Source organism: Nostoc cf. edaphicum LEGE 07299 (genome assembly GCF_015207245.1).
Taxonomy (GTDB): domain Bacteria; phylum Cyanobacteriota; class Cyanobacteriia; order Cyanobacteriales; family Nostocaceae; genus Nostoc; species Nostoc edaphicum_B.
In genome coordinates this window covers 1-3593 of the sequence record NZ_JADEXF010000641.1, presented here as the reverse complement: position 1 = coordinate 3593, position 3593 = coordinate 1, and the positions used below count along the sequence as shown (strand labels likewise).

At 40.9% G+C, this 3593-nt stretch carries 4 protein-coding genes; 1 reads left to right on the top strand and 3 read right to left on the bottom strand.

Translation table 11 applies throughout. From position 1 onward, the window contains the following. From IQ229_RS18225 to IQ229_RS18215, 3 genes are all read right to left on the bottom strand, one after another. On the bottom strand, window positions 1–472 hold a 472-nt coding region (locus IQ229_RS18225), incomplete at its 3' end, for a hypothetical protein (protein WP_194046135.1). After that, window positions 472–1587: a glycoside hydrolase family 10 protein gene (locus IQ229_RS18220; RefSeq protein WP_228013545.1), complete on the bottom strand. Its 1116-nt coding sequence runs from the start codon at window positions 1585–1587 to the stop codon at window positions 472–474. The genes IQ229_RS18225 and IQ229_RS18220, both read right to left, overlap by 1 nt. Before the next feature lie 33 nt (window positions 1588–1620). Further along, window positions 1621–2439, bottom strand: a complete 819-nt coding sequence (locus IQ229_RS18215; RefSeq protein ID WP_194046137.1) for a DUF1206 domain-containing protein — start codon at window positions 2437–2439, stop codon at window positions 1621–1623. 209 nt (window positions 2440–2648) lie between these two features. On the opposite strand from IQ229_RS18215, the gene IQ229_RS18210 reads away from it, so the two are divergent. Continuing rightward, window positions 2649–3512, top strand: coding sequence for an alpha/beta fold hydrolase (locus tag IQ229_RS18210; protein WP_194046133.1), 864 nt, complete (start codon window positions 2649–2651; stop codon window positions 3510–3512). Window positions 3513–3593 lie beyond the last annotated feature (81 nt).

The following is a 3593-nucleotide window of genomic DNA, read 5'->3' as shown; positions in this document are numbered from 1 at the left end:
GGCTTAAGTGAAGCCAGATCATCCCCACAGCAGAACCCACAGGGACAGCAACAGCCCAACTTGCCGCAGAGACAAATATCCATCGCCAAGCTACAGGCTGGGGAATTGCTAACCATTGTGCTAATCCAATCCCCAAGCCGCCAAAAGCCCCGTAAACCGCCCCTGACAGAATTCTCACAGGAAGAATCTGAGTGCTAGGTACAATCCAACCCACCGCACCAATACCGATCGCAGTGATAATACTCCAACCCAAAAGACTTGACAAAATCCACCTGATACAAAATATAGGTTGTTTGAGAAGACAACCTTGAGGAAGTGCGATCGCAAATCCTCCGATAGCGGCCTCTACCACCCCGACATCTGGCTTTTCGCCGACTTCAATTAAGAGTAAACTCAATAAAAATCCGCCAAAAGTAGCTAAAGTCCACAGCAAGGTAAAGCCAAATCTAGTATTTTTAGGCGCGAATGGCATCAAAGTTTCTTTGTTTGTAATAGTCTGACAGTTTTTGCATTAAACATCTCAAAAAAACCTTTGCGTCGCTGTTGGGGTGATTCTGGTACGATGTAACCCCACAGACTCTCCCAGTAGAAAAAGGAGATACCATCAAAATTGCGATCGCGCACTACCTGAACCTGTTCTCTAACTTGTGCCATTTTTACCGGATTACCTACCGTTCCTGTTGATATCCCAATACCTACAGGAATTAGACTTTGAGCCAATTTTATCGATGGAAGTTCTAGTTGAGCAATAAAAGACTTTTTGTCATTTCGATATACCTGCAAAATTAACTCATTAACTAAACCTTTTTTGACCCAATTTTCCCAATCTTGCAAATAATATTTATAAGCAAAAGCTTGATAGTTGGGAGATAGTGATATTTTGATTTTGGGCTTAACTGCCTTCACAGCTTGATAGATTTCTGCCATGAAATCAGTAATTTTATCTGCCCGCCACCGCATCCATTCTGGGTTAAAAGGGTCAGTAGGGGGACTTTTACCTTGATGTTCTTGCTGGTAGAGTTCTATAGTGAAGCGATCGTAGCCGAACTGTACAGGCATCCCAAAATGGTCATCAAGTTGAATACCATCTACATCATAATCCCTAACTACTTCTAAAATTAACCCTTGAATGAACTCTTGTACTTGTGGATGTAAGGGATTCAACCAAGCTTGTTTAGTGATTAAAAGATTGTCGATTTCTTCTGGTGGAGCATCTTGAATAGAGTTAATACCTTCTTGCCCAATTGTCAGCCAGTCAGGATAACGCCTGGCTAATTGTGAATAATGCGGCGTCATAAAACCGTATTCAAACCAAGGAATGACTTTTAACCCGACTCGCCGCGCCTCAACTATCACCTCTTCTAAAGGGTCACGCCCTACAGACATAGGGTCAATTTCGACTCCAAAAGTCTGCTGCATTGTTTGACTAGGATACAAAGTTGCTGCCTTATTCCAAACAACGGGAAACACCACATTAAATCCCGTTTCAGCCAGGAAATCCATCGCCTCGGCAATGCGTTGCTTTGACCTGAGAACGTTACTATCAGTAGTAGTCAGCCAAATACCACGGGTTTCTATTATTGCCATTTCTATAAATTTAAATTCTCGGCACTGCACCATCTAAACATTGACTAGCCGACGATACCGCGCCTGTATTATTGTGTAAATCCCATAGGCAACTAAACCTAGTGCCACAATACCCAAAAGCCATGCTCCATAAGGCTGTTGCGCTAGCGTCTGTAATACTTCATCCAAACCTTGTGCGGTAGCGGCGTTCGATTGCCTTGCAGCTTCGATTAAAAACCAACCAATAATACAAAATACTATACCCCGTGCCGCTAAACCAAATCTGGAAATCCTCATTACCCATTGGGCTTCTTTATTGCTTAACTGAGTTAAATTGAGTTCTTTACGAAATTTGGCACTAAAAGCTTGATAAAACTGATAGAAGCCTAAAGCAATTACAAACGCCCCTAAAGTTCCAACTAACCATTGACCAAAGGGTTGAGAAAGCAAACGTGCTGTCCAGTCTTCAGTAGAATCACTACTATTTTTACCACCGCCTGTACCCATAACGATTTGCACAGCACTTAAGGCTAAACTTGCATAAATCAAGCCATTAACTGCGTAACCAATTCGCACTGCCAAACCTTTGGCATCATTACCTTTATTTTCTGGGTCTTTAATTGCCTGTACAAAACGCCAGATTACATATCCAATCAAGCCAATTGCAACTAAAGCCAGCAAAAATTTACCAAATGGCTGGTTGACGATTGTTTGGAGAGCGCCTTGGGTATCAGTTGTTCTACCACCCCTGCCAAAAGCCACCTGTGCTGCTAGTAGTCCAACTATACCGTAAACTACTCCCTTGGAAACATAGCCAAATCGTCCCAGTCGCTCAACCCACAATGAAGCATGGTTTGTCAACTGTTGTGTCATGAGTAGTTGGAGATAATTATTATATTTAACTTTTACCAAAATTTACCCACGATTTACATCTACCGTAAGACAAATTGTCTAATATTTTTACAAAAAATCACTATTGTAATACTGTCTTTTAATAGATGTGAGGCTACTCGAAATAACATTAGACTTGTTAAGTACAGTATTACTATTTAGTGTTTTTTAATGCTGAATTTGGATTAGTTATGTCTCTAATAGAAAGTTCTTGGAAACACGAATATATAACTGCCAATGGGGTAAAACTACACTATGTTACCCAAGGCGAGGGCCCCTTAATGTTGATGCTGCATGGCTTTCCTGAGTTTTGGTACTCTTGGCGGCACCAAATACCAGAATTTGCCCAAAACTTTAAAGTCGTTGCCCTTGACTTGCGTGGCTACAACGATAGTGATAAACCAAATGAGCAATCAGCTTATGTAATGGATGAGTTTATCAAAGATGTTGAGGGACTAATTAAAGGATTAGGATACCAAAAATGTGTATTAGTTGGACATGATTGGGGAGGTGCGATCGCTTGGAATTTTGCATACGCTCACCCCGAAATACTAGAACAATTAATTATTCTTAACCTACCTCATCCAGCCAAATTTGCTCAAGGGTTACGCACTCCTCAACAGTTGTTACGTAGCAACTACGTATTTCTCTTTCAACTACCGTGGATACCAGAATTCCTTTTACAATCTTCAGACTACCGAGCTATTGAAACAACTTTTAAAAGTATGGCAGTTAACAAGAGTGCTTTCACCAAAGCGGATATTGACGCTTATAAAAATGCTGCTGCAAAACGTGGTGCCCTCACAGCAATGTTGAACTACTACCGCAATATTTTTCAACAGAGAATGGTAAATACAAATTGGGGCGTTCTGGAAGTGCCAACACTGATGATTTGGGGAGAAAATGACCCTGCACTCGGCAAGGAGCTAACCTACGACACTGGAGCCTATGTCAGAAATTTCCAAATCAAGTACATTCCAAATTGTGGTCATTGGGTGCAGCAAGAACAGCCGGAATTGGTTAATCAATATATGCGAGAATTTCTGAGGAATTAAACTAAACCATCAATTTATAAGTATAAATACTTCTCTAACTAGCTATAGCAAGTAGCGCCAGTTTTTACTTTTAAAAATATA